Annotated in this window: 21 protein-coding genes and 1 tRNA gene; 5 read left to right on the forward strand and 17 right to left on the reverse strand. The window is 74.1% G+C overall.

Annotation, left to right across the window (positions count from 1 at the left end; genetic code table 11):
• The first annotated feature begins 22 nt into the window (after positions 1 to 22).
• The gene (locus tag PKA89_RS05650) at positions 23 to 1,198 is read left to right on the forward strand and encodes a glycosyltransferase family 4 protein (protein WP_324417428.1); all 1,176 of its coding nucleotides are present in this window, start codon (positions 23 to 25) and stop codon (positions 1,196 to 1,198) included.
• Here the strand turns inward: PKA89_RS05650 and PKA89_RS05655 are convergent.
• Together PKA89_RS05655 and PKA89_RS05660 are read right to left on the reverse strand one after the other, a co-directional pair.
• Positions 1,186 to 1,383 (reverse strand): hypothetical protein, encoded by a 198-nt coding sequence (locus PKA89_RS05655; RefSeq protein WP_324417430.1) that lies wholly within the window; start codon positions 1,381 to 1,383, stop codon positions 1,186 to 1,188. The genes PKA89_RS05650 and PKA89_RS05655 overlap by 13 nt on opposite strands.
• 86 nt (positions 1,384 to 1,469) lie before the next feature.
• On the reverse strand, positions 1,470 to 3,077 hold the full coding sequence (locus PKA89_RS05660; RefSeq protein ID WP_324417432.1) for a hypothetical protein: 1,608 nt from the start codon (positions 3,075 to 3,077) through the stop codon (positions 1,470 to 1,472).
• 52 nt (positions 3,078 to 3,129) lie between these two features.
• Here PKA89_RS05660 and PKA89_RS05665 point away from each other — a divergent pair, with 52 nt between their 5' ends.
• Complete coding sequence (locus PKA89_RS05665; RefSeq protein ID WP_324417434.1) at positions 3,130 to 4,419, forward strand: hypothetical protein; 1,290 nt, start codon at positions 3,130 to 3,132, stop codon at positions 4,417 to 4,419.
• Here PKA89_RS05665 and polA read toward each other — a convergent pair.
• Complete coding sequence (gene polA, locus PKA89_RS05670) at positions 4,376 to 7,087, reverse strand: DNA polymerase I (protein ID WP_324417436.1); 2,712 nt, start codon at positions 7,085 to 7,087, stop codon at positions 4,376 to 4,378. The two genes, PKA89_RS05665 and polA, sit on opposite strands and share 44 nt — an antisense overlap.
• 40 nt (positions 7,088 to 7,127) lie before the next feature.
• Here polA and PKA89_RS05675 point away from each other — a divergent pair, with 40 nt between their 5' ends.
• The 3 genes from PKA89_RS05675 to PKA89_RS05685 all read left to right on the forward strand — a co-directional run bounded on the left by PKA89_RS05675 (position 7,128) and on the right by PKA89_RS05685 (position 10,731).
• On the forward strand, positions 7,128 to 7,538 hold the full coding sequence (locus PKA89_RS05675; protein WP_324417561.1) for a hotdog fold thioesterase: 411 nt from the start codon (positions 7,128 to 7,130) through the stop codon (positions 7,536 to 7,538).
• A gap of 132 nt (positions 7,539 to 7,670) precedes the next feature.
• Positions 7,671 to 9,398, forward strand: coding sequence for a DUF1800 domain-containing protein (locus PKA89_RS05680; RefSeq protein ID WP_324417438.1), 1,728 nt, complete (start codon positions 7,671 to 7,673; stop codon positions 9,396 to 9,398).
• Positions 9,399 to 9,405: 7 nt separating this feature from the next.
• Positions 9,406 to 10,731 (forward strand): DUF1501 domain-containing protein, encoded by a 1,326-nt coding sequence (locus PKA89_RS05685; RefSeq protein ID WP_324417440.1) that lies wholly within the window; start codon positions 9,406 to 9,408, stop codon positions 10,729 to 10,731.
• Between the two features lie 19 nt (positions 10,732 to 10,750).
• Here the strand turns inward: PKA89_RS05685 and PKA89_RS05690 are convergent, their stop codons facing one another.
• From PKA89_RS05690 to PKA89_RS05755, 14 genes are all read right to left on the reverse strand, one after another.
• Entirely contained in the window at positions 10,751 to 11,311 is a 561-nt protein-coding gene (locus PKA89_RS05690) for a GNAT family N-acetyltransferase (RefSeq protein ID WP_324417442.1), read from the reverse strand.
• A gap of 162 nt (positions 11,312 to 11,473) precedes the next feature.
• Positions 11,474 to 12,070, reverse strand: a complete 597-nt coding sequence (locus PKA89_RS05695) for a response regulator (protein WP_324417444.1) — start codon at positions 12,068 to 12,070, stop codon at positions 11,474 to 11,476.
• 1 nt (position 12,071) lies between these two features.
• Positions 12,072 to 12,154: transfer RNA gene (locus PKA89_RS05700), tRNA-Leu, on the reverse strand.
• Positions 12,155 to 12,193: 39 nt separating this feature from the next.
• Positions 12,194 to 13,657: a pyruvate kinase gene (pyk, locus tag PKA89_RS05705; RefSeq protein WP_324417446.1), complete on the reverse strand. Its 1,464-nt coding sequence runs from the start codon at positions 13,655 to 13,657 to the stop codon at positions 12,194 to 12,196.
• A 78-nt stretch (positions 13,658 to 13,735) separates the two neighbouring features.
• Positions 13,736 to 15,196 (reverse strand): glutamate synthase subunit beta, encoded by a 1,461-nt coding sequence (locus PKA89_RS05710; protein ID WP_324417448.1) that lies wholly within the window; start codon positions 15,194 to 15,196, stop codon positions 13,736 to 13,738.
• Positions 15,189 to 19,730, reverse strand: coding sequence for a glutamate synthase large subunit (gene gltB / locus PKA89_RS05715; RefSeq protein WP_324417450.1), 4,542 nt, complete (start codon positions 19,728 to 19,730; stop codon positions 15,189 to 15,191). The genes PKA89_RS05710 and gltB overlap by 8 nt, the downstream gene beginning before the upstream one ends.
• A 130-nt stretch (positions 19,731 to 19,860) precedes the next feature.
• Positions 19,861 to 20,784, reverse strand: a complete 924-nt coding sequence (lgt, locus tag PKA89_RS05720; RefSeq protein WP_324417452.1) for a prolipoprotein diacylglyceryl transferase — start codon at positions 20,782 to 20,784, stop codon at positions 19,861 to 19,863.
• A gap of 31 nt (positions 20,785 to 20,815) precedes the next feature.
• Positions 20,816 to 21,595, reverse strand: coding sequence for a thioredoxin domain-containing protein (locus tag PKA89_RS05725; protein WP_324417453.1), 780 nt, complete (start codon positions 21,593 to 21,595; stop codon positions 20,816 to 20,818).
• Positions 21,596 to 21,612: 17 nt separating this feature from the next.
• Positions 21,613 to 22,128: a MauE/DoxX family redox-associated membrane protein gene (locus PKA89_RS05730; protein ID WP_324417455.1), complete on the reverse strand. Its 516-nt coding sequence runs from the start codon at positions 22,126 to 22,128 to the stop codon at positions 21,613 to 21,615.
• Positions 22,125 to 22,946 (reverse strand): tryptophan synthase subunit alpha, encoded by an 822-nt coding sequence (gene trpA / locus PKA89_RS05735; RefSeq protein ID WP_324417457.1) that lies wholly within the window; start codon positions 22,944 to 22,946, stop codon positions 22,125 to 22,127. The genes PKA89_RS05730 and trpA overlap by 4 nt, the downstream gene beginning before the upstream one ends.
• Positions 22,943 to 24,154 carry a tryptophan synthase subunit beta gene (trpB, locus tag PKA89_RS05740; RefSeq protein WP_324417563.1) on the reverse strand — a complete coding sequence of 404 codons (1,212 nt, stop codon included), beginning with the start codon at positions 24,152 to 24,154 and terminating at the stop codon, positions 22,943 to 22,945. The genes trpA and trpB overlap by 4 nt, the downstream gene beginning before the upstream one ends.
• A gap of 38 nt (positions 24,155 to 24,192) precedes the next feature.
• Entirely contained in the window at positions 24,193 to 24,993 is an 801-nt protein-coding gene (gene trpC / locus PKA89_RS05745) for an indole-3-glycerol phosphate synthase TrpC (protein WP_324417459.1), read from the reverse strand.
• Positions 24,994 to 25,006: 13 nt separating this feature from the next.
• Positions 25,007 to 25,234, reverse strand: a complete 228-nt coding sequence (locus tag PKA89_RS05750; protein WP_324417462.1) for an HGxxPAAW family protein — start codon at positions 25,232 to 25,234, stop codon at positions 25,007 to 25,009.
• Positions 25,235 to 25,301: 67 nt separating this feature from the next.
• On the reverse strand, positions 25,302 to 25,668 hold a 367-nt coding region (locus PKA89_RS05755), incomplete at its 5' end, for a Trp biosynthesis-associated membrane protein (RefSeq protein WP_324417464.1).

Here is a 25,668-nt window from a genome sequence, read left to right on the forward strand (position 1 = left end):
CCGGTCTCCTGGAAGGGCACACGTGCGCATCGCCTTCTTGAACTGGCGCGACTCTACACACCCCGAGGGTGGGGGCGCCGAGAAGTACGCCGAGACCGTCTGCGCCGGTCTGGCGGCCCGCGGGCACGACGTGACGATGCTCTGTGCGCACCACGGGAACGCCCGCACCGAGGAGCTGCGCGAGGGGGTCCGGGTGCTCCGTCAGGGCGGGCGCCTCGGGGTGTACCCGGCCAGCCTGCGGGCCCTGCGCCGCCTCGAGCGCACCGAGGGTCCCTTCGACGTCGTCGTCGACACCCAGAACGGGGTCCCCTTCCTCGCCCGGCTGGCGACCCGCGCGCCCGTCGTCGTGCTCGTCCACCACGTCCACCGCGAGCAGTGGCCCATCGTCTTCGGTCCGGTGCAGTCCCGGATCGGCTGGCTCGTCGAGTCCCGGCTCGCACCGGTCGCCCTGCGCGGCCTGCAGTACGTCGCCGTGTCGCAGCGGACGCGCTCCGAGCTCGCCGAGCTCGGGGTGGAGCCCGAGCGCGTCACGGTGATCCACAACGGCACCGAGCCGGCCCTCGCGACGGGGACCCCCCGGCACCCGTCCCCCCGCGTCGTGGTCCTCGGCCGGGTCGTCCCGCACAAGCGCGTCGAGCACGCCGTCGAGGCGCTCGCCCGCCTCACGGACCGGCACCCCGACCTGCGGCTGCGGGTCGTCGGCGACGGGTGGTGGTCCGACGAGGTGCGGGCGTGCGCGCAGGCCCTGGGCGTCGCGGACCGCGTCGACCTCCTCGGCCACGTCGACGAGGTCACCAAGCACCGGGAGCTGGCGTCGGCCTGGCTGGCCCTCGCGCCGAGCGTCAAGGAGGGCTGGGGGCTGTGCGTGGTCGAGGCGGCCTCGCACGGCACCCCCACCGTCGCCTACCGCGATGCCGGAGGCCTGTCGGAGTCCATCGTCGACGGTCACACCGGCCGGCTCGTCGACGACCTCGACGAGATGGTGGCCGCGGTGGAGGCCCTGCTGCGGGACCCGGACGCACGGGCGGCGCTCGGGGCCGAGGCGGTGCTGCACGCCGAGCACTTCACCTGGCCGGCCACCGTCTCGGCGTGGGAGCGGCTGCTGGCGGCGCAGGTCGCGGGGGCGGTGCCCGTCGGTGGGACGGACACCGTGTCACCGGTGGACCCGGCCGCGGCCCTCGGGTCTCAGCTGCCGTAGCCCAGGAGCTGGTCGGCGGGAAGCACGTCCTGGGGACCGGTCGTCACCGCGTTGGAGTCCTTCGGCCCGTTCGCCTGGATGATCGTCGCCGCGGCGGCGAACGAGATCCCCAGCCCCACGATGATGCTCAGGAGCAGCATGACGATGCCGGCGCGGCCTGCGCCGATCGCGGGGGTCTGGCTCATGCGAAGAGGGCCTTCCTACTCATCAGTATCCTGCGCATCGTAGCGGGTCCCCCGGAAGACCACCACGGACTCGCCGACCGGGTCCGTCACGACGCTCGGGAAGCCCGGCTGACGTCCCAGACACGGAAGGCCGGCCCCCCGTGGAGCAACACCCACCCGGGTCCCGGGACCGGCAGCGCCCCCGGGGTGTCGAGCCACTCGACGACCCGCGTGACCCCGTGCCGCCGGAGGGACTCGTCCGACACGACCCCGCGGGCCCAGTCCGTCCCGTCGGCCGTGGGCGCGTCGTCGACCTCGACGGCCCGACCGTCCCGCGAGACCGTGAGGACGACCGAGGTGAGCACGGGCGTGCCGACCGCTCGGGGCGTCGGGTCGAGGAACGCCGGGCCGGGACCGCGCCACCCCGGGCGCCGCAAGGGCTGCCACGGGAGGGAGAGGACCGCTCCGTCGCCCGCGCCGGCGGCGCCCACGGCCTCCGGCCAGTCCGTGGGGAAGGACACGGGTCGGTAGGACTCCCGGAGCAGTGTCGGCAGGTCGGCGACGGTGCCGACCGAGAGCGCCACCACGACCAGCCCGACGCCGGTACCGACCGGGCGGGCGCCCCACGACGCCGCTCGGCCGGCCACGAGCCCCACGAGGACGGCGGTGGCCACCACCGCCGGTGCCAGGAGTCGGTGCTGGTCCCGGAACAGTGCGACGCCCGCAATCGCCTGCGCCCGGGTCACGAGGGTGAGTGCCGGACCGGACGCGACGGCCAGGAGCGTCGCCGGCCCGAGGAGCAGCAGCACGGCCACGACCCCGCGCCTGCCGTCGCGCCGGGCGACGAGGACGACACCACAGACGGCCGCGGCCAGCAGCGCCAGCGAGCAGCCGAGGGCGAGCACGCTCGCGCGGGACCCCGGGACGGCGCCCGTCGCCCAGATCCCGCCGCCGAGCACGGCCGAGAGCCACGCGCCGCCGCCGGTGTCGTCGGCGAGGGCGAAGGCCGCCGCGCCGTCCGGGTCGGCCCCGACCCCGCCCGCGACGAGCGCGGGCACCAGCCATGGTGCGCACCAGAGCGTGCCGAGGAGTCCGACCGGCAGGACGTCCCGCCAGGCCCGTCCGGGCGGGGAGGCGGAGGCGGCGAGCGCGACCCCGAGGACGACGAGGCCGCCCCAGGGCGTGACGGCGGCAGGAGCCGCCACCAGCGCCAGGAGCACCAGGCGACGGCCGAGCCGCGTGGTGCTCCGGGCGACGAGGACGACCCACGGGATCGCCGCGTACCCGAGGAGCACCGCGGGCTGGCCCACGAGGAGCCGCTCGGCGACGTAGGGGTTCCAGGTCGCGGCGACCGTTCCGGCGACCACCGCCGCGGCGCCGTGCCGACGCAGCAGGACGCCGACCCCCACGCCGGCCCCGAGGACGGCCAGCACGGTGACGCCCGACTGCACCACCCCCGAGGGCGCGACCCGGGTGAGCAGCCAGGTGACGCCGTCGAGCGGCCATGCCCGCAGCTCGGCTGCCGACGATGGGAACCACCCGTGCAGCGGCCGGGCAGGGTCGGGCACGGTCACGTCGTCACGGACCAGGCGGATCCGGGACCCGACACTCCCCAAGAGCAGCACGGCCGTCGTCACCGCCCCCACCACGACGGCCACGGCGACGGGCCGACCGGTCCTGGCCGGTCCCGGCGGGTCGGACGTGAGGCTCGGCACGCCGGAAGCCTAGGCGGGCACGGGGTCGGGCCGGTGCCCCTAGCCTGTGCGCGTGTCCGAACCGAGCCCGGCCCGTCCACGCCTGCGGGCCTCCGCCGGCGTGATGGCGGCCGCGACGCTCGGCGCGAACGTCCTCGTCTACGGCGTGTTCCTCGTGCTCGCCCGGGCCCTCACGCCGGCCGACCTCGGTGCCTTCTCGGCGCTCGGCAACCTGCTGGTCATCGCCGGCGTCCCGGCCCTCGCCCTGCAGCTGGTCACGGCGCGACACGTGGCACGCACCCGCTCCACACCTCCGGCCGACCTGCCGGCCGCGGTCGGCAGCGCGCTGCGCACCGGACTCGTCGTCGGCCTCGGGGGCACCGCCGTCGTCCTCGCCCTCGCGCCCGTGCTGTCGGCCGTGCTCGACCTGCCGAGCGGCTGGCTGGCCGTGCTCCTCGCGCTCGCGGTGCTGCCGGTCTACCTCGCCTACGCCGCGCAGGGCTGCCTCCAGGGTCGCGAGCGGTTCGTCGCGCTCGGCGCCGTGCTCGTCGCCGTCGCGGTCGGCCGCCTCGCCGCGGCCGTCGTCGGTGGCGGCCTCGGCTGGGGGGTCGGCGGCGTCCTCGGGCTCACGGTCCTGGCCAGCTGGCTGGCCGCCGGCCTTGCCCTCGTCCTCGTGCGTGACGGGCTGCCGGCCGCGTGGGCGCGAGCGCGCCCGACCTGGGTCGGCGAGGTCCTGCGCGGTACGACGGCCACCGCGGCCCTGCTCGTCGTGACCAACCTCGACGTGCCGCTGGCCCGCGCGCTGCTCCACCCGGACGACGCCGGCCGCTACGCCGTGCTCGCGGTCCTCGCCAAGGCCGCCTACTGGGGACCCGCGTTCCTCGCCACCCTGCTCTACCCGCGGATGGCCACCGGCTCCGGACGTCGGGCGGCCCTCGCGGCCGTCTGGGCCACCGCCGGCATCGGTGTCGCCGTCGTCGGCGGCGCGGCGCTGCTCGCCCGGCCCCTCGTCCTCGTCGTCGGCGGGGAGCGGTACGCCGAGCTCGCCCCGCTGGCCCCGCTCTTCGCGGCCGTCGGGGCCACCTGGTCGGTCGCGCAGGTGCTCGTCTACTGGCGGCTCTCCCGCGGCGACCACCGGATGGGGCTGGTCGTGTGGACGGTCGCGGCGGTCGTCGTCGCGGTCGTCGGATGGCGGCACGGCGGCATCGCCGACGTCGCCCTGCCCCTCCTCGCCGGCGGTCTCGTCGTCGTCGCCTGGGGCGTCGCGCTGCTCGTGCGGCACGGCGCCGCCCGGCGGCCCGCCCGCGAGGAGCCGGGGGTCAGTGCGCCGCGTCGTGCCAGGAGCGGCCCACCCCGACGCTGACGTCGAGCGGCACGTCGAGCTCGACCGCGGCGCCCATCTCGCGCCGGACCAGCGACTCGACGTCGGCCCGCTCCCCCGGCGCGACCTCGAGCACGAGCTCGTCGTGCACCTGGAGCAGCATCCGGCTCCTCGCGCCCTCGCGCTGCAGGGCCGCGTGGACGCCCTTCATCGCGAGCTTGATGATGTCGGCGGCCGAGCCCTGGATGGGGGCGTTGAGGGCCATCCGCTCGGCCCCCTCGCGACGCTGGCGGTTGTCGCTCAGCAGGTCGGGGAGGTAGCGGCGCCGGCCGAGCATCGTCGCGGTGTAGCCGGTGGCCCGGGCCTGGACGACGATCTCGCGCAGGTAGTCGCGGACCCCGCCGAAGCGGTCGAAGTACTCGTCCATGAGGCCCTGCGCCTCGCCGGTGCTGATCGTCAGCTGCTTGGAGAGCCCGAACGCCGAGAGGCCGTACGCGAGGCCGTAGCTCATCGCCTTGACCTTGCTGCGCATCTCGAGGGTGACGTCCTCGGGCTGCACCGCGAAGACCCGGGCCCCGACGTACCGGTGGAGGTCCTCACCGGTGCGGAAGGCCTCGATGAGTCCCTCGTCGCCGGACAGGTGGGCCATGATCCGCATCTCGATCTGGCTGTAGTCGGCCGACATCAGCGACTCGTAGCCCTCGCCGACGACGAAGACCTCGCGGATCCGGCGGCCCTCCTCGGTGCGGATCGGGACGTTCTGGAGGTTGGGGTCGGTCGAGGACAGCCGACCGGTCGCCGCGATGGTCTGGAGGTAGGTCGTGTGGATGCGCCGGTCGGCGGCCACGGACTTGATGAGCCCCTCGACGGTGACCCGCAGCCGACTGGTGTCGCGGTGGCGCAGCAACGCCTCGAGGAAGGGGTGCTCGGTCTTGACGAAGAGGTCGGCGAGGGCGTCGGCGTCGGTCGTGTAGCCGGTCTTGGTGCGCTTGGTCTTCGGCATGCCGAGCTGGTCGAAGAGCACCTCCTGGAGCTGCTTCGGGCTGCCGAGGTTGACGTCCTCGCGGCCGATGGCGTCGTAGGCGTCCTGCTGGGCCTGGCGCATCTTCGCCGCGAAGTCGGCCTCCAGCGCGGTGAGGGCGTCCTCGTCGACGGCGATGCCGGTGCGCTCCATCTCGGCGAGGATGTCGACGAGCGGCAGCTCGAGGTCGGCGAGCAGCGCCGTGCCGCCGGTCTCCGCGACCTTCTCGGCGAGGGCCGCGGACAGCTCGAGGACCGCCCGGGCGCGCACCATCGCGTCACGCTCGGCGGTGTCGTCGTCGGCGTCGACGTCGAAGGACAACGTGACCTGGGCACCCTGGTCGCTCGTGGAGTCGCCCTCGGCGGTCAGCTCGCGGCCGAGGTGGCGCACGACGAGGTCCTCGAGGTCGTAGGAGCGCTGGTCGGGGCGCACGAGGTACGCGGCGAGCGCGGTGTCGCTCGTGACGCCGCGCAGCGTCATCCCCCGGCAGGAGAGCGCCTGCAGCTGCGGCTTGACGTCGTGCAGGACCTTCGGCGCGTCGGGGTCGGCGAGCCAGGACGCGAGCACGGCCTCCTGCTCCGGGGTGAGCGTCGTGAGGTCGAGGTAGCCGGTGGCGCCGTCCTCGCCGGCCAGGGCGACCGCCCCGGCGTCGCCCGCGCCGGCGCGGTAGTGGCCGGAGACGACGAGGCCGTGCGGCACCCGGCGGCCGGGGGCGCCGTCGCCGAAGCGCACCACGAGGTCGTCGGCGGTGAACACCTCGCCGCCGAGGTCGAAGCCGCCCTCGACCTCGTCGGACTCGACCTCGAAGGTCTGGAACAGCCGGTCGCGCAGGACCCTGAACTCGAGGCCGTCGAAGACCCGGTGCACCTCCTCGCGGTCCCAGCCCTGGCGCTCGAGGTCGGCGACCGAGAGCGGCAGCTCGAGGTCGTCGACGAGCCGGTTGAGGCGGCGGTTGCGCAGGACGTCGTCGAGATGGGCGCGCAGGTTCTCGCCGGCCTTTCCCTTGATCTCGTCGACGTGGGCGACGACGCCCTGGAGGTCGCCGTACTGGCCGAGCCACTTCGCGGCGGTCTTCGGACCGACCCCGGGGACACCGGGCAGGTTGTCGCTGGACTCGCCGACGAGCGCGGCGAGGTCGCTGTAGCGCTCCGGCGGCACGAGGTACTTCTCCTCGACGGCCGCGGGGTCCATCCGCCAGACCTCGGAGACCCCGCGCACCGGGTAGAGCAGGGTGACCTTGTCGGTGACGAGCTGGAAGGCGTCGCGGTCGCCGGTGCAGATGACGACCTCGTGGCCGGCCTCGGTGGCCTGGCGGGTGAGGGTGGCGATGACGTCGTCGGCCTCGAAGCCCTCGACCCCGACGTGCCGGATGTGCAGGGCGTCGAGGACCTCGCGCAGCAGGGGCAGCTGCCCGGAGAACTCGGTGGGCGTCTTGCTGCGCCCGGCCTTGTACTCGCTGTACTCCTCGAGCCGGAAGGTCTGCCGCGAGACGTCGAAGGCGACGCCGACGTGCGTGGGCGCCTCGTCGCGCAGGACGTTGATGAGCATCGCCGTGAAGCCGTAGACGGCGTTCGTGTGCTGCCCCGTGCTCGTCGAGAAGTTCTCGACGGGGAGGGCGAAGAACGCCCGGTAGGCCAGCGAGTGTCCGTCGAGGAGGAGGAGCTTCACGCGTGGCAGCCTATCGACCATGACCGACACCACCGGCGCCCCGGACCCCGCCCCCGACCTCATGGCCGGCGTCGAGCGGATGCGCGCGATGAACCCCGACTCGCTGATGGACCGGATGGGCATCGAGGTGGTCGAGGCGAGCCCCGAGCGCCTCGTCGCGACGATGCCCGTCGAGGGCAACACCCAGCCATACGGCCTGCTCCACGGCGGCGCCTCGGTCGTCCTCGCCGAGACCCTCGGGTCGATCGGGGCCGCCCTGCACGCCGGCGAGGACAAGGCGGTCGTCGGGCTCGACATCAACGCCACCCACCACCGGGCGGCGCGCTCCGGCCTCGTCACCGGCACGGCGACGCCGCTCAGCCTGGGCCGCACCCTCGCCTGCTACGAGGTGGTCGTCACCGACGAGGACGGCCGCCGAGTCTGCACGAGCCGCATCACCTGCCTCATCCGGGACGCCGCCCCCGGTTCCTGAGGGTTTCGTCAGGCGCCGGCAAGGGGAGGGCAAAGCGCAGGTCAGAACCCCTGTGCCGCGGTCCGTTGGGGCCACCCGGGGCCGTCCGAACGGCCGAGGCCACACCCCCCTGGGTCCGAGGACCATCATCGGGTGTCCTCCCCCGTCACCCGCCGCTCGGCCGCGCTGCAGGCCGCCCTCGGCGCCGCCGGCGCGGTCGTCCCGGACCCGTCCGCGACGGCCCGCGCCGCCGCGCGCGCCACGGCGGCGCGCACGCCCGTCCCGGCGCCCGCCGCGCCGAGGAGCGAGCCGGCCGCCGTCACGGCCCCGTCGACCACCGCGGCGGCCCGCGCCGTCGACGCCGCGTACACCCCGCGGGCGGCGGTCACCGGATGGGCGGCCACCCGCCCCCGGACGACCGCGCTGCGGGCCACCGCACCACGCCTCGCCAAGGGCTCGACGAGCGACGCGGCCGCCCTCCACCTCGCCCGCCGGGCCACCTGGGGTGCGACGCCCGCCCTCGTCGACGAGATCACGGCCGTCGGCGGCGCCGCGTGGCTCGAGGCGCAGCTCAGCCCGCAGGGCATCGCGGACCCGGTCGTCGACGGCCTGCTCGCGAACCTCTTCCCCCGGCTGCGGCTCGAGACGTGGCAGGTGCGCGACCGGTACTGGCCGAACAGCACCGGCGACCTCGGCACCGACGTCGTCGAGGCGTACGTCGCGCGGGCCCTGTGGTCCAAGCGGCAGCTGCTCGAGGTGATGGTCGACTTCTGGACCAACCACCTCGTCGTCACCGCCCCCTGGGGCGAGACGTGGGACTGCGTGCACCGCTACCACGAGGACGTCATCCGCCGGCACGCCCTCGGGCGCTACTCGGACCTGCTGGTCGCGGCGGCGATGCACCCGGCGATGCTCGCGCAGCTCGACAACGAGTCCTCGAGCAAGCGGGCCCCGAACGAGAACTTCGGCCGCGAGGTGCTCGAGCTGCACACCGTCGGCGTCGACGGCGGCTACGCCGAGTCCGACGTCCGCACCTCCGCCCTCGCGCTGACCGGCATCTCGACCGAGGACGAGTCCGGCGAGTACCTCTACCGGCACATCCGCCACCACACCGGGCCGCTGTCGATCCTCGGCTGGTCCAGTGCCAACGCGTCCCCGCGCGGCGAGGGCGTCGGCATCGCGTACCTGCGCCACCTCGCGCAGCACCCCAGCACCGCCCGCCGGGTCGCCACCAAGCTCGCCGTCCGGTTCGTCTCGGACACCCCGCCCGCCGGCCTCGTCGACACCCTGGCCCGCGTCTACCTCGACCACGGCACGCAGGTCGCGCCGGTGCTGCGGGCCCTGTTCACCTCGGCCGAGTTCGCCGCCTCCGCGGGCCAGAAGACCAAGCGCCCCCTCGAGCGCATCATCTCCACCAGCCGGGCCCTCGGCGTCGCCCCCGGCACGGACACCCGCGCCTGGCTCTCCGAGCTCGTGTGGAACGCGCGCGTCGCCGGGCAGGCGCCACTCGGCTGGCCGGCGCCCAACGGCTACCCCGACGTCGCGGGCGCGTGGGCGGGCGCCGGCGTCACGCTGGCGTGCTGGAACTGGACGATGGGCCAGGGCTGGACGGCATCGGCGGTGCCGCAGACCCGGGTCGCCTACCCGGCGCTGCGCACCCTCCTCCCGGCGACGCTCCCCGCGACCCACGGCGGGCTCGTCGACGCCCTGGCGGCCCGGCTGCTCCTCGGGCCGCTGCCCGCGGCCAAGCGGGATGCGGTGTGCGCCTTCCTCGACAAGACGGCCGCCGCCCCGCTGAAGGCCACCGACCCCGCCGTCGGCTGGCGCCTGCCCTACGTCGTGGCGCTCGTCCTCGACACGCCCGAGTTCGCGACCCGCTGAGGACGACATGACGACCCCGACGACCTCCGTCTCCGACGCGGCGACCCCCGCCCACGCAGCGTGCGGCTGCCCCGAGGGCGGCGGCCCGCTCGCCCCGAGCCGGCGCATCGTCCTCGCCGGAGCCTCGGCCCTCGGCGCGGCCGGGGCCACCCTGGCGCTGGCCTCCCCCGCCGAGGCGCTGACCCGGCTCACCTTCGCCGACGCCGGGTACACCGGCGACACCGTCGTCGTGCTGTCCTTCCGCGGCGGCATCGACGGGCTCTCGGTCGTCGCCCCCGTCGGCGACCCGGCGTACTACGCCGCGCGTCCGTCGATCGCCGTGCCCCAGTCGCGCGGCCTGCAGCTCGACACCCGCTTCGCCCTGCACCCGGCGCTCGCCCCGCTGCTCCCGCTGTACACGGCGAAGAAGCTCGCCGTCGTCCACGCGGTCGGCCAGCCGAACCCGACCCGCTCGCACTTCACCGACCTGGACGAGATGGAGCGGGCCGCTCCCGGCTCCTCCCTGCGGACGGGGTGGCTGGACCGGATGGTCGGCGCGACGACCACCCCGGGACCGTTCGCCGGCACCGCGATCGGCAGCTCGAGCGCCCCGCGCTCCCTCCTCGGACCGCAGCCGGACCTGGCGCTCCGCTCGGTCGACTCGTTCGCGCTGAGCGGCGCCTGGGACGCCACCGAGACCGCCCGCTGGACCACCGCGCTGCGGGCCCTGCACGCCGGCGCCCCGGACGTCGTCGGGGTCCCGGCCCGCACGACCCTCGACGCGCTCGGCACGGCCGCGACCCTCAAGGCCGCCGGCTACACCCCCGCCACCGGCGCGACCTACCCCTCGGGCGGCCTCGGCGACGCGCTGCGCGACACGGCACGGCTGGTCAAGGCCGGCGTCGGGCTGCGCGCCGTCACCATCGACTCCGGGAACTGGGACATGCACTCCGACCTCGGCAGCAGCACCGGCGGCTGGATGTTCCGCCAGCTGACCGAGGCGGGGCAGGCGCTCGCCGCGTTCATGACCGACCTCGGGACGGCGGCCGACCGGGTCACCCTCGTCACGCTCTCGGAGTTCGGGCGGCGGGTCGCCGAGAACGGCTCCGGCGGCGTCGACCACGGCTACGGCAACGTCTCGCTCGTCCTCGGCGGCGGGGTCAGGGGCGGCACGGTCTACGGCAGCTGGCCGGGCCTCGCCGCCGACCAGCTCCAGGCCGGCGACCTCCGGGCGACGACCGACTACCGGGTCGTGCTCGCCGAGATCCTCGAGAAGCGCTGCGGCCTCACGGCCTCGACCGTCCTGCCTGGCGTGCCCACCGGGCGGCTCGGGATGTTCGCGGCCCGCGCCTGACCCCGCGCCGGAGCGCGCGTCAGGCCGAGCGGGTCGAGAAGGCCCGCTGGCGCAGGCTGCGGCGCCGCCGGGTCAGCTCGAGACCGGTCTCCGCGGTCTCCGGGGCGATCCGCCGCCGGAGCGTGCTCGTCGCGACGACGCGCCGGGTGACGACCGAGCCGAAGCCGAGCCGGGCGAAGAAGCGGTGCGCCTCGCGGCTCGGGGTCGGGACGTTGGAGACGACGTGCTCGCAGCCCGCGCGCTCGGCCGCGGAGAGGACCGCCGAGAGCAGCTGCTTGGCGACTCCGTGCCGGCGCGCCGTCGGGGTGACCCACAGCTGCTCGATGGCGACCTCGGGGGTCGGTGCGAGGCCGAACGGGTTGTCGGTCGTGATGACGTAGCCGGCCGGCTCGCCGTCGAGGTGGGCGACGAAGGCCTGCACCCCCGGGCGGCGCAGGGCCGAGGCGAGGCGGCCGTCGGAGACGGCCCTGTCGCAGACCTCGGGCGAGGTGCCGGAGTCGACCTTGGCCTCGCGCCACAACGTCGTCAGCGCCTCGTGGTCGGCCCCGACCGCTGACACCTCGACGGGACGTCGCGCCACGTTCGCCTCCTGACCATCACCGGCTCCGGTGGGAGCCGCACCGACCACGGACACTATGCCCGACGCGGCCCCCGGGGGAAGTCCCGTCCGCACGGACTCCTCCGACGTCGAGGCCGACGGCCACGGATCCGGTGGCCACGGCGGTCCCCGACGACGGGACGCTCAGGAGCTCTCCATCCCGGAGATGACCGCCTCGGCGACCTCCCGCATGCCCATCCGGCGGTCCATCGCGGTCTTCTGGATCCACCGGAACGCGTCGGCCTCGCTGATCTTCAGCTTGCTCATGAGGACGCCCTTGGCGCGGTCGACGGCCTTGCGGGTCTCGAGCCGCTCCCCGAGGTCGGCGACCTCGGCCTCGAGCTCCTTGAGCTCGGCCCAGCGCGAGAGCGCGATGTCGAGGGCGGGGGTCACGTCGCTCTGGGTGAACGGCTTGACGACGTAGGCCATGACGCCGGCGTCGCGGGCCCGCTCGACGAGCTCGCGCTGGCTGAACGCGGTGAGCATGACGACCGGGCAGATCCGCTCGGCGCCGATCGTCTCGGCGGCGGTCAGGCCGTCCATCACGGGCATCTTGACGTCCATGATGACGATGTCCGGGGTGAGCGAGCGGGCCATCTCGACGGCCTGCTCGCCGTCGCCGGCCTGGCCGACGACGTCGTAGCCCGCCTCACGGAGCATCTCCGCGAGGTCGAGCCGGATGATCGCCTCGTCCTCGGCGACGAGGACGCGACGGGCGGCGGGGGCTGCACTCTGGGTCATGTGCCGGGAGCGGGACTCGAACCCGCACGCCCTCGCGGGCAGCGGATTTTGAGTCCGCCGTGTCTGCCGTTCCACCACCCCGGCCGGGGCCCCGCCAGCATATCGAGGGGCCGGGGGCCGGGCTCAGGCGTGTCCGTCCTTCGCGGCGTCGACGTAGGCCGGGGCGACCCGGTTCCTCGCGTCGCCGATCCGGTGGACGCGCAGCGCGTTCGTCGAGCCGGGGATGCCGGGCGGGGAGCCCGCCACGATGACGACCTGGTCGCCCTCCTTGACCCGGCCGAGCCCGAGGAGGACCTCGTCGACCTGCATCGCCATCTCGTCGGTGTGCCGGACCTTGCCGACGAGGAAGGTCTCGATGCCCCAGGTGAGCGCGAGCTGGCTGCGGGTGGCCTGGTTCGGGGTGAAGGCGAGCATCGGGATGCGCGGGCGCACCCGGGCGAGGCGTCGCGAGGAGTCGCCGCCCTCGGTGAAGGTGATGAGGTACTTCACGCCGAGCAGCTCGCCGATCTCGGCGGAGGCCGCGGTGACCGCGCCACCCTTGGAGTTCGGGCGGGTGCCGAGCGGGCGGATGCGGTGCAGCCCGTGGGTCTCGGTGTTCTCGATGATCCGGGCCATCGTGCGGACGGCGGCGAACGGGTTCTTCCCGACGCTCGTCTCGCCGGAGAGCATCAGGGCGTCCGCGCCGTCGAGGACGGCGTTGGCGGCGTCCGAGGCCTCGGCGCGGGTCGGGCGGCTGTTCTCGATCATCGACTCGAGCACCTGGGTGGCGACGATGACCGGCTTGGCGCGGCGACGGGCGATCTCGCAGGCCCGCTTCTGCACCAGCGGCACCTGCTCGAGCGGCATCTCGACGCCGAGGTCGCCGCGGGCCACCATGACGCCGTCGAAGGCGCGGATGATCTCGTCGAGGTTCTCGACCGCCTGCGGCTTCTCGATCTTCGCGATGACCGGCAGCCGCTGCCCCTCCTCGTCCATGATCTCGTGGACCCGGCGGATGTCGTCGGCGCTGCGGACGAAGGACAGCGCGATCATGTCGGCACCGACCCGCAGGCCCCAGCGCAGGTCGTCCTCGTCCTTCTCGGACAGCGCCGGCACGGACACCGCGACGCCGGGCAGGTTGATGCCCTTGTTGTTGCTCAGCGTGCCGCCCTCGAGGACCTGGCAGACGACGTCGGTCTCGGTGACGTCGGTCGCGATGAGGGCGATCTTGCCGTCGTCGATGAGGATGCGGTCGCCGGAGTGGACGTCGCCGGGCAGCCCCGAGTAGGTCGTGCCGACCTCGTGGACGTCGCCGGGGACGTCGCGGGTGGTGATGGTGAAGGTGGCCCCGTTGACCAGCTCGACCGGGCCGCCGGCGAACCGCGCAGTGCGGATCTTGGGCCCCTGGAGGTCGACGAGGACGCCCACGGCCCGCCCCACGGCGTCGCTGGCGCGGCGCACGTCGAGGTAGACCCGCTCGTGGTCGGCGTGGGTGCCGTGGCTGAGGTTGAGGCGGGCGACGTCCATCCCGGCCTTGACGAGCTCACGGAGGTTCTCCGCGCTCGAGGTGGCCGGGCCGAGGGTGCAGACGATCTTCGCGCGACGCATGGTCCCGAGCCTATCGGTGCAACCGTTTCCACCGTGACGCGGGCCACACCGTGGTCACCCGCTCCCAGGACCCGGTGCTCAGGCGGTCAGGGGGCGGTCGGTCGGGTTGACCGGGCGGGGCAGCCGCGAGGGCTTGCTCATGAGCCAGGCGTCGACCTCGTGGGCGACCGAGCGCCCCTCGGCGATGGCCCAGACGATGAGCGACTGGCCGCGGCCGGCGTCCCCGGCGACGAAGACGCCCGGCACCGAGGACATGAAGTGCCCGTCGCGCGCGACGTTGCTCCGCTCGTCCTTCTCGACCCCGAGCTGCTCGAGCAGGCCCTCCGGCTGCGGCCCGAGGAAGCCCATCGCGAGGAGCACGAGCTGCGCCGGGATCTCGCGCTCGGATCCCTCGACCTTCTCGAAACCCTTCTCCCCCATCCGGACCTCGTGCAGACGCAAGGCGCGGACCCGGCCCTGCTCGTCGCCGACGACCTCGCTCGTCGTCGTCGCGTAGACGCGGTCGCCGCCCTCCTCGTGGGCCGACGCGACGCGGAAGAGCATCGGGTAGGTGGGCCACGGGTGGGCGTCGGCGCGGTCGACCGGCGGCTGCGGCATGATCTCGAGGCTGGTCACCGAGCGTGCGCCCTGGCGGTGCGCGGTGCCGATGCAGTCCGCCCCGGTGTCGCCGCCGCCGATGACGACGACGTCCTTGCCGGCGGCGGTGACCTGACCCTCGACGGTCTGCCCGAGCGCGACCCGGTTGGCCGGCGGCAGGAAGTCCATCGCCTGGATCACGCCGTCGAGCTCGCGGCCGGCGACCGGCAGGTCGCGGGGCACGGTGGCCCCGACGGCGACGACGACGGCGTCGAAGCGCTTGCGGAGGTCGGCCGCGGTGAGGTCGACGCCGACGTTCACGCCGGTGCGGAAGCGCGTCCCCTCCGACTTCATCTGGGCGATGCGACGGTCGAGGACGGCCTTCTCCATCTTGAACTCGGGGATGCCGTACCGGAGCAGGCCGCCGGGCTGGTCGGCCCGCTCGTACACCGCGACCGTGTGCCCCGCGCGGGTCAGCTGCTGCGCGGCGGCGAGCCCGGACGGGCCGGACCCGATGACGGCCACCGTCTTGCCCGAGAGGCGCTCCGGGGCCTGCGGGAGGATCGTGCCGTTCTCGAAGGCGCGGTCGACCACCGTGACCTCGACCTGCTTGATCGTCACCGGCGGCTGGTTGATGCCGAGGACGCAGGCCGACTCGCACGGTGCCGGGCACAGCCGGCCGGTGAACTCGGGGAAGTTGTTCGTCGCGTGGAGCCGCTCGATGGCCTCGCGCCACTCGCCCCTCCACGCGAGGTCGTTCCACTCGGGGATGAGGTTGCCCAGCGGACATCCGCTGTGGCAGAACGGGATACCGCAGTCCATGCAGCGTCCGGCCTGGCGCTGGAGCTCGGGGACCGGCTGGTCCTCGTAGACCTCCTTCCAGTCCCGGATGCGGACCGGCACCGGGCGCCGCCGCGGCAGCTCGCGCTCTCGCGTCCTCAAGAAACCCTGGGGGTCAGCCACGGGAGGCCTCCATGATCCGCTCCCACACCTGGGGGCCGTCGGGGTCGAGGCCCTCCGCCTCCGCCTTGGCCCGCACGTCGAGGACGCGCTGGTACTGGCGCGGGAGGACCAGGGTGAAGGCCGACCGGGCACTGCCCCAGTCGGCGAGCAGGCGGGCGGCGACGCTCGAGTCGGTCCACCGCACGTGCCGTTCGAGCAGGTCGTGGACGACGAGCTCGTCCTCCGGTCGCAGCGGCCGCAGGTCGACGAGCTCGGGGTTGACCCGCTCCCGGTCGAGGTCGAGGACGTACGCCACGCCCCCGGACATCCCGGCCGCGACGTTGCGGCCGGTCGGGCCGAGGATGAGCGCCGTGCCGCCGGTCATGTACTCGAGGCCGTGGTCGCCCACGCCCTCGACGACGGCCGTCGCACCGGAGTTGCGCACGCAGAACCGCTCGCCGACCCGACCCCGGAGGAACAGCTCGCCGGAGGTCGCGCCGTAGCCGATGACGTTGCCGGCGATGACGTTCTCCTCGGCGACGAGCGCCGAGCCGGGCGCCGGGCGGACGACGACGCGTCCGCCGGAGAGGCCCTTGCCGACGTAGTCGTTGGCGTCGCCCTCGAGCCGCAGGGTGATCCCGGCCGGGAGGAACGCCCCGAAGCTCTGCCCCGCCGAGCCGGTGAGGGTGATGTCGATCGTGCCGTCGGCGAGGCCCTCGGGGTGGGCGAGGGTCACCTCGTGGCCGAGCATCGTGCCGACCGTGCGGTTGACGTTGCGGATGCCGAAGCGGGCCCGGACCGGCTCGCCGTGGTCGATCGCGTCGCGGGCGGCGGCGATCAGCTGGTGGTCGAGCGCCTTCTCGAGGCCGTGGTCCTGGCTGACCCGGTGCCGGATGCCCGAGCCGTCCGGGCTCTGCACCCGGGTGAGGACCGGGGCGAGGTCGAGGCCCGAGGCCTTCCAGTGCTGCACCGCCCGGCTGACGTCGAGGTGCTGGATCTGCCCGACCGCCTCCTCGAGGGTGCGGAACCCGAGCGCGGCGAGGTGCTCGCGGACCTCCTCGGCGATGTACTCGAAGAAGGTCTCGACGAACTCCGGCTTCCCGGAGAAGCGGGCCCGCAGCTCGGGGTTCTGGGTGGCGATGCCGACCGGGCAGGTGTCGAGGTGGCAGACCCGCATGAGGACGCACCCGGAGACGACGAGCGGCGCCGTGGCGAAGCCGAACTCCTCGGCCCCGAGCAGCGCGGCGATGACGACGTCGCGGCCGGTCTTGATCTGGCCGTCGACCTGCACGACGATCCGGTCGCGCAGCCCGTTGAGCACGAGGGTCTGCTGGGTCTCGGCGAGGCCGAGCTCCCAGGGCCCGCCGGCGTGCTTGAGCGAGGTGAGCGGCGAGGCGCCGGTGCCGCCGTCGTGCCCGGAGATGAGGACGACGTCCGCGTGCGCCTTGCTCACCCCTGCCGCGACGGTGCCGACGCCGATCTCGGAGACGAGCTTGACGTGGACCCGGGCCGCCGGATTGGCGTTCTTCAGGTCGTGGATCAGCTGGGCGAGGTCCTCGATCGAGTAGATGTCGTGGTGCGGCGGCGGGCTGATCAGCCCGACCCCGGGCGTCGAGTGCCGGGTACGGGCCACCCACGGGTACACCTTCGGGCCGGGCAGCTGGCCGCCCTCGCCCGGCTTGGCGCCCTGGGCCATCTTGATCTGGATGTCGTCGCTGTGCGTGAGGTAGAGCGAGGTGACCCCGAACCGGCCGGAGGCGACCTGCTTGATCGCCGAGCGGCGCACCGGGTCCATCAGCCGGTCCGGGTCCTCGCCGCCCTCACCGGTGTTCGAGCGGGCGCCGAGGCGGTTCATCGCGACCGCGAGGGTCTCGTGCGCCTCCTTGCTGATCGAGCCGTAGCTCATCGCGCCCGTGGAGAAGCGCCTGACGATCGACTCGACCGGCTCGACCTCCTCGATCGGCACGGCCGGCCGGGGCTCGGCGCCACCGAGCTGGAACAGCCCCCGGAGGGTCATCAGCCGCCCGGACTGCTCGTCGATGCGCTGCGTGTACTGCTTGAAGACGTCGTAGCGCCGCTGCCGGGTGGCGTGCTGGAGCCGGAAGACGGTCTCGGGGTCGAAGAGGTGGGGCTCGCCCTCGCGGCGCCACTGGTACTCGCCACCGACGAGCAGCTTGCGATGCGCCTGCCGGATGCCGTCCGGCGGGTAGGCCATCTCGTGGCGGGAGGCGGCCTCGGCCGCGATGACGCCGAGCCCGACGCCGCCGAGCTGGCTGACGGTGCCGGTGAAGAACTCGTCGACGAGCTCCTGGGAGAGGCCGATCGCCTCGAACACCTGGGCGCCACGGTAGGAGGCGACCGTCGAGATGCCCATCTTCGACATCACCTTGAGCACGCCCTTGCCGAGCGCCTTGATGAGGTTGGCCACCGCCTTCTCCTCGGTGACGTCGGTGATGTCACCGCGGCGGACCATGTCCTCGACGGACTCCATGGCGAGGTAGGGGTTGATCGCCGCCGCACCGTAGCCGACGAGCAGCGCCACGTGGTGCACCTCGCGGACGTCGCCGGCCTCGACGAGCAGGCCGACCTGGGTGCGGGTCTTCTCCCGGATCAGGTGGTGGTGCACGGCGCTCGTGAGCAGGAGCGACGGGATCGGCGCGAAGTCACGGTCGGAGTCGCGGTCGGAGAGGACGACGAAGCGGGCACCGCCGGCGATCGCCTCGGAGACCTCCGCGAAGATCTCGTGGAGCCTGGCCCGCAGGGCGGCCTCTCCCCCGCTGACGTCGTAGGTGCCGCGGACGACGACGGTCTCGAAGCCGGGCAGGTCGCCGTCGGCGTTGATGTGGACGATCTTGGCCAGCTCGTCGTTGTCGATGACCGGGAAGGGCAGGACCACCTGGCGGGCGTGCGCCGGGTTGGCGTCGAGCAGGTTGCCCTCCGGCCCGATCGAGCTCGCCAGCGAGGTGACGAGCTCCTCGCGGATGGCGTCGAGCGGGGGGTTGGTCACCTGCGCGAAGAGCTGGGTGAAGTAGTCGAAGACGAGCCGCGGCCGCTCGGAGAGGACCGCGATCGGGGTGTCGGTGCCCATCGAGCCGAGGGCCTCGCCGCCGGTGCGCGCCATCGGGGCGAGGATGACCTTGAGCTCCTCCTCGGTGTACCCGAAGGTGCGCTGGCGGCGGGCGACCGAGGCTGCGGTGTGGATGATGTGCTCGCGCTCGGGCAGGTCGCCGAGCTCGATGAGGCCGGCGTGCAGCCACTCCTCGTACGGGTGCTCGCCGGCGAGCCCGGACTTGACCTCCTCGTCGCCGACGATCCGACCGGCGGCGGTGTCGACGAGGAACATCCGGCCGGGCTGGAGGCGCCCACGGCGCACGACCTTCTCCGGGGCGAGGTCGAGGACCCCGGCCTCGGAGGCGAGGACGACGAGGCCGTCGTCGGTCACCCAGTACCGGCCCGGGCGCAGGCCGTTGCGGTCGAGGACGGCCCCGACGAGCGTGCCGTCGCTGAAGCAGACCGCCGCCGGCCCGTCCCACGGCTCCATGAACGTCGAGTGGAACTCGTAGAACGCGCGGCGGGCGGGGTCCATCTCCTCGTGGTTCTCCCAGGCCTCCGGGATCATCATGAGCACGGCGTGCGGCAGCGACCGCCCGCCGAGGTGGATCAGCTCGAGGACCTCGTCGAAGGAGGCGGAGTCGGAGGCCTCGGGCGTGCAGACCGGCGACAGGCGCGACAGGTCGCCGGGGAGCACGTCCGAGGCGAGCTGGCTCTCGCGCGCGTGCATCCAGTTGCGGTTGCCCTTGACGGTGTTGATCTCGCCGTTGTGCGCGATGAGCCGGTAGGGGTGCGCGAGCGGCCAGCTCGGGAAGGTGTTGGTCGAGAAGCGCGAGTGGACGAGGGCGAGCTCGGTGGCGAAGCGCTCGTCGGACAGGTCGGGGAAGAACGGCTCGAGCTGGCCGGTGGTCAGCATCCCCTTGTAGACGGTCGTGCGGGCCGACAGCGACGGGAAGTAGACCTCGGCCTCGCGCTCGGCCCGCTTGCGCAGCGCGAAGGCGACGCGGTCGAGCTCGATGCCCGCGCGCCCGTCGCGGGCGGCGACGAAGAGCTGGCGGAAGAACGGCATCGTCGCGCGGGCGGCCGCGCCGACGAGGTCGGGGACGACGGGCACGTCGCGCCAGGCGAGGACGGTGAGGCCCTCCTCGGCCGCGATCTCCTCGATGCGGCGCTCGGCCTCGGCGCGGTCGGCGGAGTCGGTGGGCAGGTAGGCCATGCCGGCGGCGTAGGAACCGGCGGGCGGCAGCGTGGCGTCGACGACGGCCCGGAAGAAGCCGTCGGGGACCTGGGTGAGGATGCCCGCGCCGTCGCCGACCAGCGGGTCGGCACCGGTGGCGCCGCGGTGGTCGAGGTTGCGCAGGGCGTCGAGGGCGTGGACGACGATGTCGTGCCCCGCCGTGCCCCGCATCGTGGCGACCATGGCCACGCCGCAGGCGTCGTGCTCGTGCTCACGGCGGTAGAGGCCGACGTCGTCGGGATGGGCGGAGAAGCGGGCGACGGACACGTCGGGTCACCGTCCTCGGGGTCGACGGCTCCACGGGTGGGGCCGGGCACGGCAAGGTCAGGCGCGGACGACTACGGCCACGTCCGGGAATCGTAGCCCCGACCCCTGCCGTCTTGCCATTCGAGCCGGCCTATCCCACATCCTGGGACTCGGGCCGGGTGTCCAGCGGCTCCTCGTGGGGGTGGTCGACGGGTGCCAGCTCCCGCTCCGGCGGCAGCCCGGCCTCGGCCCGCCGGCGGGCGCGCCGGCGGGTGAACCAGACCATCCACACCCCGAGGAGGAAGACGAGGACGCTGGTCCAGACGTTGAGCCGCTGCCCCAGGATCAGCTCGGCCTGGTCCGTGCGCATCTTCTCGACGACGATCCGCCCGATCGGGTAGCCGGCCACGTAGAGCCCGAAGAGGGCACCGGCCCAGGGGCGCCGCCGCCGGTCGACGGCGAGCAGCGCGAACCCGAGGACGAGGAGGAAGAGCGACTCGTAGAGGAAGGTCGGCTGGTAGACCCCGGCGACGACGGCGTTCCCGGAGGCGTCGGTGACCGCCCGGCCCGCGGCCTGGTCCCACTCGTGGACCGTGAGGCCCCACGGGAGGGTCGTCGGCGCGCCGTGCAGCTCGTTGTTGAACCAGTTGCCCCAGCGCCCGATGGCCTGCGCGAAGGCCACGCCCGGTACGGCGGCGTCGGCGAAGAGGAGGAACGGCACGTTGGCCCGCCGGCACCCGATCCAGACGCCGAGGGCCCCGAGGGCGATGGCGCCCCAGATGCCGAGGCCGCCGTTCCAGATCTTCAGCGCGTCGATCGGGTGACCGCCCTTGCCCCAGTAGGGCTCGGGCGTCGTGATGACGTGGTAGAGCCGGCCGCCGATGATGCCGAGGATCACGGCGTACGCGGAGACGTCGAGGGCGACGCCGGAGTCGACGCCGCGCTGGGCGAGCCGCCGCCCGGTGAGCCACACCGCGAGGACGATGCCCGCGAGGATGCACAGCGCGTAGGCGCGCACGGTGAGCGGCCCGAGGTGGAAGGCCGCGACCGTCGGGCTGGGCAGGTACGCCGTCACGACGGGGTCCCGGCCGGCGAGGGCGCCGGGGTCACTTGGTGGCGTCCTGGATGGCCTTCGTCAGCGCGTCCGGGGAGGCGAGCTCGGCGTTGCCGAGCTGGGTGCCGTTGAGCTTGAGGGTCGGCGTGCCGGTGACCCCCTGGCGCGCGGAGGAGTCCTCGACCGACTGCACGTAGGTGACGTACTTGCCGGCGTCGTAGCACTGCTGCCAGGTCGTCAGCGCGGCACCGGAGATCCCCGCCGCCTGGGCGAACTGCTTGAGCTGGGCGTCGGTGAACCCCGCGCCCTCGGTCGGCTGGTTCGCGTACGCCTGGTCGTGGAACTCCTGGAACTTGCCGGCGTCGGCGGCGCAGAACGCGGCGTTCGCGGCCTGGGTCGACCAGGTGTTGCCGAGGTTGTCGTCGAGGAAGTTCTTCACGTGGTAGACGAGCTTGACCTTGCCGGCCTTCGCGAGGTCCTCGACGGTCTGGCCGAACTGGTCCTCGAAGGACTTGCAGGCCGGGCACTGGAAGTCCTCGTAGAGGTCGAGGGTCGGGGCGCCGGCGACGGGCGTGACGTCGGAGAACGCCGGGTAGCCGGCCCCGAGCGCCGTGACGCCGGGCGGGAGCTCCTTGCCGCTGCCGACGACGGCGCTCTTCTTCGAGGTCTCGGACCAGATCACCCCGGCGACGACGGCGACGATGGCGACGACCACCACCACCGTGGCCACGACGATCTTGTTGGCGCCACCGCCGCTGGACTTCTGCGCGGCCTGGATCTTCGCCTGCCGCGCGTTGCCCGCGGGCCGGCCCTTGGTCGAGTTCTTCGCCATGGTGGTCGTGGTGCCTTTCAGTGTCCGAACAGGATGCGGTCGAGGGATGCGAGGGAGCGCGGCCGCCACGCGAGCCAGGCGCCGGCGAGGGCGAAGCTCAGGTCGCGGGCGATCTCCTGGGGGTACTTCGTCGCGTCGGGGGCGATCTGGCCACCCCCGCCGAAGCATCCGCAGTCGATGGCCAGGCCCCGGGCCCAGGCCTGCGAGATGCCGATGATGAACGCCACCATGAGGACGGTCGAGGCCACCGCGGCGAGCCGGGTGAAGAGGCCGAGGACGAGCAGGACGCCGAGGATGATCTCGAGGAACGGCAGCACGAGCCCGATGGAGCCGGCCAGCTCGAAGGGGAAGATCTGGTACGCCTGCACGGCGCGCTGCGAGGTGACCGGGTGGCCCACCTTCGCCGCCCCCGCGACGATCAGGACGATGCCGAGGAAGAGCCGGGCGAGCAGCCCGACGACGTCGCGGACGCGCTCGTTGCGGTACCAGGCGACGGTGTCCGTCTCCTGCGCCTCGTCGGCGGTCGTGCTCATCGGTGCCCCTCCCGGACGCCCTGGGCCAGCTCTGCGGTCAACGTGCGCAACGCCTCGAGGCGCTGCGAGAGTTCCCCGTCGCCGCCGAGCGTGCGGACGAGGGCCGAGCCGACGATGACCCCGTCGGCGTACCCGGCGATCTCGGCGGCCTGCGCGCGGGTCGAGACCCCGAGCCCGATGCACACCGGCAGGTCGGTGACCCCCCGCACCCGCTCGACGAGGCCGCGGGCGTCGGCGTCGACGCTCGTGCGGGCCCCGGTGACGCCCATCGTCGACGCGGCGTAGACGAACCCGCGGCACGCCGCCGTGACCTTGACGAGCCGCTCGGGGGTCGAGCTCGGCGCGACGAGGAAGACCCGGTCGAGCCCGTGCCGGTCGCTGGCGGCGAGCCAGTCCTCGGCCTCGTCCGGGATGAGGTCGGGGGTGATGAGGCCCGCTCCCCCGGCGGCGGCCAGGTCGGCGGCGAACCGCTCGACGCCGCGGTGCAGGACGAGGTTCCAGTAGGTCATGACGAGCGGGACGGCGCCGGCCTCGCGGACCGCCTCGACCGCCGTGAACACGTCGTCGACGCGGGTGCCGGCGGCGAGCGCCGCGGCCATGGCGTCCTGGTTGACCGGGCCGTCGATGACGGGGTCGCTGTAGGGCGCGCCGACCTCGACGACGTCGCAGCCGGCCTCGACGAGCACGCGCATCGCCTCGAGCGAGCCCTCGACGCTCGGGAAGCCGACCGGCAGGTAGCCGACGAGGGCGGCGCGGCCCTCCGCCCGGCAGCGCGCGACGACGTCGGCGAAGCCCTCGGCGGTCGTCGTGGTGGTCACTGCGTCCCCTCCGGGGCGAGGCCGAACCAGGCAGCGGCCGTGTGCATGTCCTTGTCGCCGCGGCCGGAGAGGTTCACCAGGACGAGGCCGTCCGGCCCGAGCTCGCGGCCGACCTGCATCGCCCCGACGAGGGCGTGCGCCGACTCGAGCGCCGGGATGATGCCCTCGGTGCGGCAGAGCAGCGCGAACGCCTCCATCACCTGCTCGTCGGTGGCGTAGCGGTACTCGGCCCGGCCGGTGTCGCGCAGGAAGGAGTGCTCCGGGCCGACGCTCGGGTAGTCGAGGCCGGCGCTGATCGAGTGCGACTCGACCGTCTGGCCGTCGTCGTCCTGCATGAGGTAGCTCATCGCGCCGTGCAGCACCCCGGGGGTCGCGTCGGCGGCGAACCGTGCGGCGTGCCGCCCGGACTCGACGCCCTCGCCGCCGGCCTCGACCCCGATGAGCCGCACGCCCTCGTCGGGGACGAAGCGGTGGAAGATGCCCATCGCGTTCGAGCCGCCGCCGACGCACGCGACGACGGCGTCGGGCAGCCGGCCGGTCAGCTCGAGGACCTGGGCGCGGGCCTCCTCGCCGATGACCGCGTGGAAGTCGCGGACCATCTCGGGGAACGGGTGCGGGCCGGTCACCGTGCCGATGGCGTAGTGCGTCGTGCGGACGTTGGTGACCCAGTCGCGCAGCGCCTCGTTGATGGCGTCCTTGAGGGTGGCGCTGCCGTGCTCGACGGCGACCACCTCCGCGCCGAGGATCTTCATCCGGGCGACGTTGAGGGCCTGCCGCTCGGTGTCGACCTTGCCCATGTAGACCGTGCACTCCAGGCCCATGAGCGCGGCGGCCGTGGCGGTGGCGACGCCGTGCTGGCCGGCGCCGGTCTCGGCGATGATGCGGGTCTTGCCCATCCGCTTGGTGATGAGCGCCTGGGCGAGGACGTTGTTGATCTTGTGCGAGCCGGTGTGGTTGAGGTCCTCGCGCTTGAGCACCACCCGGGCCCCGCCGCAGTGCGCCGCGAACCGAGGCACCTCGGTGATGATGCTCGGCCGGCCGGTGTACGTGGCGTGCAGCCGGGCCAGCTCGGCCTGGAACTCGGGGTCGACGGCCGCCTTCTGGCGGGCCTCGTCGAGCTGCTCCAGCGCCGGCACGAGCGCCTCGGGCACGTAGCGGCCGCCGAACCGGCCGAACCGGCCCGGGCGCGGCAGCTCCTCGACGGTCAGGCCGGTGTCGGCGTCGGTGTCGGTGGCGGTGGGTTCGGTCACGGCGCGGCCTCCACTGCTCCGGCGGCGATGATCGCGGCGGCCCCCGCGCGGGGGTCGCCGTCACGGACGAGGGCCTCGCCGACGAGGACGACGTCGGCGCCCTGCGCGGCGTACGCCGCCGCGTCGGCGGGCCCGGCGATGCCCGACTCGGCGACGGTGACGACGCCGGCCGGCACGAGCGGCCGCAGCCGCGAGAAGGTGTCCGGGTGCACCTCGAGCGTCCTGAGGTTGCGCGCGTTGACGCCGATGACCGAGGCGCCGACGTCGAGCGCGCGCTGGGTCTCGGCCTCGTCGTGCACCTCGACGAGGGCGGTCATCCCGAGCTCGCCGACCCGGGCGAGCAACGCGGCGAGGGTGGGGTCGTCGAGGGCTGCGACGATGAGCAGCACGATGTCCGCGCCGTGTGCCCGGGCCTCCCAGACCTGGTAGTCGCTGACCACGAAGTCCTTGCGCAACACGGGGACCGACACCGCCGCGCGGACGGCGTCGAGGTCGGCGAGGCTGCCGCCGAAGCGGCGCTGCTCGGTGAGCACGCTGATGGCGCTCGCCCCGCCGGCTGCGTACTCGGCCGCGAGCGCGGCGGGGTCGGGGATGTCGGAGAGGGCACCCTTGCTCGGGCTGGCCCGCTTGACCTCGGCGACGAGGGAGAGGCCCGGCCGGCGGAACACCGACTCGGCGTCGAGGGCCGGTGGAGCAGCGGCGGCCCGCTCGCGCAGCCGGTCGAGCGGGAGGGCGTGCTCACGGGCGGCGAGGTCCTCGCGGACCCCGGCGACGATGCCGTCGAGGACGGAGGTCACGGGCGGGACCCGCTCACCGGATCGAGGGGGCCTCGCCGCGGTCGCGGTCGGCGGCGCCGTACCCGGCCATGGAGAGGACCTTCCCGGCGACCGCGCCGACGACCGCGAGCACGGCACCACCGACGAACAGCCACGGGTTCGGGAACATCACGGCGACGCACATGACGACCGCCGCGACGATGATGATCGCGACCGCGGTCCACGCCGCCACGCTGTGGCCGTGGTCCTCGTGCTCGTCCATGGGGTCCGCCTCTGCAGTCGGGGGCCGGCGGGCCGGCCCGGGGTGCGTGGTGTCGGGGTCGATTCTGTCAGGTTCCGGCGCCGTCACCGACGTCGGTCGGGTCGCGCCCCTCGGAGAGGTCGTCCCAGGCGCTCGTCACCCGCTCGCCCCGGCGGCCGGCGACGTGGCCCTCGGCGGAGCCCGGGGCCTCGTAGCGCCGCGACGGACCGCTCCAGCGGCGTCTCCCGACGAGGGCGGCGACGAGCGCGCCGCCGACGACGAGCCCCCCGGCGCGGCCCCCCCACGGCCACGCCCTCGCCGCGGCGACCGCCTCGACCGTCCCGAGGAGCTCGAGGTGCACCGGGCCGATGGCCGTGACGCAGGCGACGTCGGGCGGCGCGAGGGCGGCGAGCTGGGCGATCTGCCCGGCTCCGCGCATCCCCATCTCCACCACG

Origin of the sequence: Phycicoccus sp., assembly GCF_035325325.1 — a bacterium.
Taxonomy (GTDB): Bacteria; Actinomycetota; Actinomycetes; order Actinomycetales; family Dermatophilaceae; genus Phycicoccus.

Excerpts from the sequence above, each read along its gene's own strand:
- PKA89_RS05655 (WP_324417430.1), bottom strand. The coding sequence starts at position 1,383 with ATGAGCCAGACCCCCGCGATCGGCGCAGGCCGCGCCGGCATCGTCATG.
- polA (WP_324417436.1), bottom strand. The coding sequence starts at position 7,087 with ATGGTCGATAGGCTGCCACGCGTGAAGCTCCTCCTCCTCGACGGACAC.
- PKA89_RS05675 (WP_324417561.1), top strand. The coding sequence starts at position 7,128 with ATGGCCGGCGTCGAGCGGATGCGCGCGATGAACCCCGACTCGCTGATG.
- PKA89_RS05685 (WP_324417440.1), top strand. The coding sequence starts at position 9,406 with ATGACGACCCCGACGACCTCCGTCTCCGACGCGGCGACCCCCGCCCAC.
- PKA89_RS05695 (WP_324417444.1), bottom strand. The coding sequence starts at position 12,070 with ATGACCCAGAGTGCAGCCCCCGCCGCCCGTCGCGTCCTCGTCGCCGAG.
- pyk (WP_324417446.1), bottom strand. The coding sequence starts at position 13,657 with ATGCGTCGCGCGAAGATCGTCTGCACCCTCGGCCCGGCCACCTCGAGC.
- PKA89_RS05725 (WP_324417453.1), bottom strand. The coding sequence starts at position 21,595 with ATGGCGAAGAACTCGACCAAGGGCCGGCCCGCGGGCAACGCGCGGCAG.
- PKA89_RS05730 (WP_324417455.1), bottom strand. The coding sequence starts at position 22,128 with ATGAGCACGACCGCCGACGAGGCGCAGGAGACGGACACCGTCGCCTGG.
- PKA89_RS05750 (WP_324417462.1), bottom strand. The coding sequence starts at position 25,234 with ATGGACGAGCACGAGGACCACGGCCACAGCGTGGCGGCGTGGACCGCG.